The 6,000-nt window shown below is 48.4% G+C and carries 1 tRNA gene and 3 rRNA genes (1 of these 4 running past the window's edge); all 4 read right to left on the bottom strand.

Going from position 1 to position 6,000, the window contains the following annotated elements:
- Window positions 1–15, bottom strand: a tRNA-Val gene (locus tag FJQ98_RS00575); it reaches 61 nt to the left of the window's first position.
- A 10-nt stretch (window positions 16–25) separates the two neighbouring features.
- Window positions 26–141, bottom strand: a 5S ribosomal RNA gene (gene rrf / locus FJQ98_RS00570).
- A gap of 113 nt (window positions 142–254) precedes the next feature.
- Window positions 255–3,199 (bottom strand): 23S ribosomal RNA (locus FJQ98_RS00565).
- A 186-nt stretch (window positions 3,200–3,385) separates the two neighbouring features.
- Window positions 3,386–4,939: ribosomal RNA gene (locus FJQ98_RS00560) — 16S ribosomal RNA — on the bottom strand.
- The 16S, 23S and 5S rRNA genes sit together here with 1 tRNA gene alongside, the layout of an rRNA operon.
- Window positions 4,940–6,000 lie beyond the last annotated feature (1,061 nt).

Here is a 6,000-nt window from a genome sequence, read left to right as displayed (position 1 = left end):
CTGAGCTAATCCTCCTGGGTATTATGCCTAGCGATGTCCTACTCTCACAGGGGGAAGCCCCCAACTACCATCGGCGCTAAAGAGCTTAACTTCCGTGTTCGGTATGGGAACGGGTGTGACCTCTTTGCCATCATCACTAGACTATTTTAAAGACAAGATTCATTATAACACATTTCGTTATAATTGCAAGCTTTTTTAAAACTTTCTTGTTCTTTCAAAACTGGATAAACGGCGCATTGATTGCTTCAAACATTTTGGTTAAGTCCTCGATCGATTAGTATTCGTCAGCTCCATGTGTCACCACACTTCCACCTCGAACCTATCTACCTCATCGTCTTTGAGGGATCTTACTTACTTGCGTAATGGGAAATCTCATCTTGAGGGGGGCTTCATGCTTAGATGCTTTCAGCACTTATCCCGTCCACACATAGCTACCCAGCGATGCCTTTGGCAAGACAACTGGTACACCAGCGGTGTGTCCATCCCGGTCCTCTCGTACTAAGGACAGCTCCTCTCAAATTTCCTACGCCCACGACGGATAGGGACCGAACTGTCTCACGACGTTCTGAACCCAGCTCGCGTACCGCTTTAATGGGCGAACAGCCCAACCCTTGGGACCGACTACAGCCCCAGGATGCGATGAGCCGACATCGAGGTGCCAAACCTCCCCGTCGATGTGGACTCTTGGGGGAGATAAGCCTGTTATCCCCGGGGTAGCTTTTTATCCGTTGAGCGATGGCCCTTCCATGCGGAACCACCGGATCACTAAGCCCGTCTTTCGACCCTGCTCGACTTGTAGGTCTCGCAGTCAAGCTCCCTTGTGCCTTTTACACTCTACGAATGATTTCCAACCATTCTGAGGGAACCTTTGGGCGCCTCCGTTACCTTTTTAGGAGGCGACCGCCCCAGTCAAACTGTCCGCCTGACACTGTCTCCCTGCCCCGCTAAGAGGCATGGGTTAGAATTTCAATACAACCAGGGTAGTATCCCACCGACGCCTCCTTCGAAGCTGGCGCTCCGAGATCTCTGGCTCCTACCTATCCTGTACAAGTTGTACCAAAAATTCAATATCAGGCTACAGTAAAAGCTCCACGGGGTCTTTCCGTCCTGTCGCGGGTAACCTGCATCTTCACAGGTACTATAATTTCACCGAGTCTCTCGTTGAGACAGTGCCCAGATCGTTACGCCTTTCGTGCGGGTCGGAACTTACCCGACAAGGAATTTCGCTACCTTAGGACCGTTATAGTTACGGCCGCCGTTTACTGGGGCTTCAATTCGCAGCTTCGCTTGCGCTAACCACTCCTCTTAACCTTCCAGCACCGGGCAGGCGTCAGCCCCCTATACGTCACCTTACGGTTTTGCAGAGACCTGTGTTTTTGCTAAACAGTCGCCTGGGCCTATTCACTGCGGCTCTCATGCGCTTGCACGCTCAAGAGCACCCCTTCTCCCGAAGTTACAGGGGTCATTTTGCCGAGTTCCTTAACGAGAGTTCTCTCGCACACCTTAGGATTCTCTCCTCGACTACCTGTGTCGGTTTTGCGGTACGGGCACCTCTCACCTCGATAGAGGCTTTTTCTTGGCAGTGTGAAATCAGGAACTTCGTCCATACGGACTCGCCATCACAGCTCAACGTTATAGTGTGCGGATTTGCCTACACACACGCCTTACTGCTTGGACGCGCACAACCAACGGCGCGCTTACCCTATCCTACTGCGTCCCCCATTTCTCAAACGGTGAGGAGGTGGTACAGGAATATCAACCTGTTGTCCATCGCCTACGCCTATCGGCCTCGGCTTAGGTCCCGACTAACCCTGAGCGGACGAGCCTTCCTCAGGAAACCTTAGTCATACGGTGGACGGGATTCTCACCCGTCTTTCGCTACTCATACCGGCATTCTCACTTCTAAGCGCTCCACCAGTCCTTCCGGTCTGACTTCAACGCACTTAGAACGCTCTCCTACCACTGACATCATAGATGTCAATCCACAGCTTCGGTGAATCGTTTTAGCCCCGATACATTTTTCGGCGCAGCGTCACTCGACCAGTGAGCTATTACGCACTCTTTAAATGATGGCTGCTTCTAAGCCAACATCCTGGTTGTCTGTGCAACGCCACATCCTTTTCCACTTAACGATTACTTTGGGACCTTAGCTGGTGGTCTGGGCTGTTTCCTTTTGACTACGGATCTTATCACTCGCAGTCTGACTCCCGTGTATAAATATCTGGCATTCGGAGTTTGTCTGAATTCGGTAAACCGGGATGGCCCCCTAGTCCAAACAGTGCTCTACCTCCAGTATTCTCATCACGAGGCTAGCCCTAAAGCTATTTCGGAGAGAACCAGCTATCTCCAGGTTCGATTGGAATTTCTCCGCTACCCACACCTCATCCCCGCACTTTTTCAACGTGCGTGGGTTCGGGCCTCCAGTAAGTGTTACCTCACCTTCACCCTGGACATGGGTAGATCACCTGGTTTCGGGTCTACGACCACGTACTATTTCGCCCTATTCAGACTCGCTTTTCGCTGCGGCTCCGCCTTCTAAAAGCTTAACCTCGCACGTAATCGTAACTCGCCGGTTCATTCTACAAAAAGGCACGCTATCACCCATTAACGGGCTCTAACTACTTGTAGGCACACGGTTTCAGGATCTCTTTCACTCCCCTTCCGGGGTGCTTTTTCACCTTTCCCTCACGGTACTGGTTCACTATCGGTCACTAGGTAGTATTTAGCCTTGGGAGATGGTCCTCCCGGATTCCGACGGAATTTCACGTGTTCCGCCGTACTCAGGATCCACTCTGGAGAGAACGAACTTTCGACTACAGGGCTTTTACCTGCTCTGGCGGACCTTTCCAAGTCGCTTCATCTAACTCGTTCTTTTGTAACTCCGTATAGAGTGTCCTACAACCCCAAGAGGCAAGCCTCTTGGTTTGGGCTCTTCCCTGTTTCGCTCTGCCGCTACTCAGGGAATCGATTTTTTTCTTTCTCTTCCTCCAGGTACTTAGATGTTTCAGTTCCTGGGTCTGCCTTCAAGACGCTATGAATTCACGTCAAGATACTACGCGATTAAACGTAGTGGGTTCCCCATTCGGAAATCTCCGGATCAAAGCTCACTTACAGCTCCCCGAAGCATATCGGTGTTAGTGCCGTCCTTCTTCGGCTCCTAGTGCCAAGGCATTCGCCGTGCGCCCTTAATAACTTAACCAAGTTATTAAGCCTATAAAAAAACTTAAAAAAATAAATGTGTTTGTTACAATTTCAATGTCGTTTTATCCAGTTTTTCAAAGAACAAGTTTTTGAAGTATTTCATTCGGAAGAATGAACCTTCAAAAACTGAACGCAAAACGTAATCTTACAAACCCTAGGTTTGTATTCCGAAAAATATCCTTAGAAAGGAGGTGATCCAGCCGCACCTTCCGATACGGCTACCTTGTTACGACTTCACCCCAATCATCTATCCCACCTTCGGCGGCTGGCTCCAAAGGTTACCCCACCGACTTCGGGTGTTACAAACTCTCGTGGTGTGACGGGCGGTGTGTACAAGGCCCGGGAACGTATTCACCGCGGCATGCTGATCCGCGATTACTAGCGATTCCGGCTTCATGTAGGCGAGTTGCAGCCTACAATCCGAACTGAGAACGACTTTATCGGATTAGCTCCCTCTCGCGAGTTGGCAACCGTTTGTATCGTCCATTGTAGCACGTGTGTAGCCCAGGTCATAAGGGGCATGATGATTTGACGTCATCCCCACCTTCCTCCGGTTTGTCACCGGCAGTCACCTTAGAGTGCCCAACTAAAATGATGGCAACTAAGATCAAGGGTTGCGCTCGTTGCGGGACTTAACCCAACATCTCACGACACGAGCTGACGACAACCATGCACCACCTGTCACCGTTGTCCCCGAAGGGAAAAACTATATCTCTACAGTGGTCAACGGGATGTCAAGACCTGGTAAGGTTCTTCGCGTTGCTTCGAATTAAACCACATGCTCCACCGCTTGTGCGGGCCCCCGTCAATTCCTTTGAGTTTCAGTCTTGCGACCGTACTCCCCAGGCGGAGTGCTTAATGCGTTAGCTGCAGCACTAAGGGCGAAACCCCCTAACACTTAGCACTCATCGTTTTACGGCGTGGACTACCAGGGTATCTAATCCTGTTTGCTCCCCACGCTTTCGCGCCTCAGCGTCAGTTACAGACCAGAAAGTCGCCTTCGCCACTGGTGTTCCTCCAAATCTCTACGCATTTCACCGCTACACTTGGAATTCCACTTTCCTCTTCTGCACTCAAGTCCCCCAGTTTCCAATGACCCTCCACGGTTGAGCCGTGGGCTTTCACATCAGACTTAAAGGACCGCCTGCGCGCGCTTTACGCCCAATAATTCCGGACAACGCTTGCCACCTACGTATTACCGCGGCTGCTGGCACGTAGTTAGCCGTGGCTTTCTAATAAGGTACCGTCAAGGTACAGCCAGTTACTACTGTACTTGTTCTTCCCTTACAACAGAGTTTTTACGATCCGAAAACCTTCTTCACTCACGCGGCGTTGCTCCATCAGGCTTTCGCCCATTGTGGAAGATTCCCTACTGCTGCCTCCCGTAGGAGTCTGGGCCGTGTCTCAGTCCCAGTGTGGCCGATCACCCTCTCAGGTCGGCTACGCATCGTTGCCTTGGTGAGCCGTTACCTCACCAACTAGCTAATGCGCCGCGGGCCCATCTTATAGCGACAGCGAGATGCCGTCTTTCAGTATTTCACCATGAGGTGAAACAGATTATTCGGTATTAGCCCCGGTTTCCCGGAGTTATCCCAAACTATAAGGTAGGTTGCCCACGTGTTACTCACCCGTCCGCCGCTAACGTCAAAGGAGCAAGCTCCTTCTCTGTTCGCTCGACTTGCATGTATTAGGCACGCCGCCAGCGTTCGTCCTGAGCCAGGATCAAACTCTCCATAAAAAGAAATTTGATTAGCTCAAATTGTTTTGCTGGCATCATGTTTGATGTCCAAAATTTTGTTTCGTTCACCAACTCAAGGTTAGCTACTAAAAACTTTGTTGATTACGTTTTGCTTGTTCAGTTTTCAAGGTTCATTTCGTTGCCGTTTTATTTCAGCAACTCTATTAGTATAACATTTCTTGTTTTTTGTTGTCAACTCTTTTTAAGAAGTTTTTCATCTCATCTCAAAAGCAACAACTCTTAAATAATATCACTCTCGGATTTCAATGTCAACATCTTTGTTCGATGTTTTTCTGAATCCGTTTTTGTTTCTTGCGTCGTCTTAACGACAAGTAATAATTTATCACGATTCCAATACATCCGCAAGTGTTTTTTTGCTATAAAATCATCTTTTTTTAAACATCTTGAATTAGTAAGCTATTTTATGATTTTTCGAGCACTAAATAACTCTCGTAATCTTCTAGCTACGACTTTATTTGTTTTACTATACATCTCTTTCTCATAAATCTCAATAAACTAAATAAAGAATATCCTTATTTCTAATCAAAATATAGTCCTTTATCAATTATGCCTTGGCGTAATTGTAGCTGTCGCTTAGCTTTGCATATTGTGTTCTTCGACCGAGTTCCTCTATTACAGTAGGTGGTTGAACACCCGCTGCAAAGGGACCACATCCGCATTCATCTCACCATCTACAGAGGCGGGAGACTTCAGTAACTGAAATTTTCACTTACGTTACAAAAAACATTTGTGATTGACGCTTACTTTCGCTACAAAAACATTTACTGAATGAAGATACGGCATCAAAGGTGCCAGCCAGCTACTCTTTCACACACCTAGAACACACTAACAGCCTTCTCACACATCATTTACGCATTGCCCTAACAAATACACAATCTTGAAAACAGGAGCCAAAGTGCATCTCTTGCACCTCGACCCCTGCCTATCCAGCTTGTCCCTTTTTAATGAACCGATTCTTTCACCATACTCCGCCGCCACTTTTTATCTCAAGCAGCATTTTATTGTTCTGCTCCATAGTAATAAGGAAAAAGAAATCAGTA

Origin of the sequence: Lysinibacillus agricola, assembly GCF_016638705.1 — a bacterium.
Taxonomy (GTDB): domain Bacteria; phylum Bacillota; class Bacilli; order Bacillales_A; family Planococcaceae; genus Lysinibacillus; species Lysinibacillus agricola.
This window is presented reverse-complemented; position numbering and strand designations above follow the sequence as displayed.